The sequence below is a fragment of the Endozoicomonas sp. SESOKO3 genome (assembly GCF_024606255.1).
The window spans coordinates 1-1,073 of sequence record NZ_JAHHPR010000084.1 but is presented as its reverse complement, the minus strand read 5'-3'; the positions used below and the strand labels follow the sequence as shown (position 1 = coordinate 1,073).

1 protein-coding gene is annotated in these 1,073 nt (G+C 49.2%); it reads right to left on the bottom strand.

From position 1 onward, the window contains the following. Positions 1–1,073, bottom strand: a 1,073-nt coding sequence (locus KDK18_RS01340) for a hypothetical protein (protein ID WP_257252642.1), incomplete at both ends; no start/stop codon positions are given.

Genomic DNA, 1,073 nt, shown 5'->3' with positions numbered 1-1,073 from the left:
CAGGGTCGGCAAACTCAATCAGGACGATGGGAAACTGGTTGTTTGCCTGTTGGGTACCATTGATTCGGACAAGATCACGGTAGGGCGTGTTAACGGCTCTGAGCATTGGCAGCTGTGTTGCATCACCGGCATTCCAGAGTGTGCTGTTCAAACCGTTTAAGCCAGATTTGAGAGCACTTTTCGATAATCTTACGACACCTTTATTGTATCCCCGCCGTGAATGAGGAGTCCATTTAGGCCTTGTGAAAGTATCCAGATTATTCGCAATATGACCCTCATTAAAGAGTCTTCCGACCACTGGGCTTATATGGCTAAAGGTTGGGTGACCCTCAACTGACCCCGTGTTGACATTGTTATAAACCGAGGCCGAGTATTTGGCCGTCCCGGAAATACCACCAACGAAAGCTATCTTCCTGCTTTTTTCTGCTACTGCTCCAGCATTCAGGTTGTCATGAATGCTTCCACCTGCACCAGAGAGATTTCCGGCAATACCACCGGCAGCTGCGTAATTACCGTCACTTGTGACCGTTCCGACATTTACATTTTGAATAACCGGAGCGTTGTTTACTTCCCCTGCTATCCCACCCGCACTTGAACTATACCTCGAAGAAATACTGCCTGTGTTGAGGTTTTGGCTGACCAGGGTTTGACTGCTCTTCCCCACTATTCCGCCACTATGGCCTCCATTGGTATGTCTGGAACCTATCACATGATCTGAGGCAACTTTTCCGGTGTTCAGGTTATGTAATACCCTGGCTGCTTGCGCTTCTCCTGCAATCCCCCCGGAACTGTCGGTGAAAGTAGCAGTGACTTCGCCGGTATTCATATTATTGTTAGCAACGCTGTTGCCTTTCAGTGTTCCGACAATGCCACCGGTAGGTAGGTTACGTTTTACCCTGGAGGTTATTGTTCCGGTATTCAGGTCATTTGAAATAGAAGATGTCCGATCGACCCATCCAGCGATACCGCCAGCAGTGGCTTTTCCGGCTATGAAAACGGTGCCGGTGTTGACACTGTCGCGTATGACACTCTCGGAAACAACGCCCGCTATACCTCCGCCATGACTGTGATAA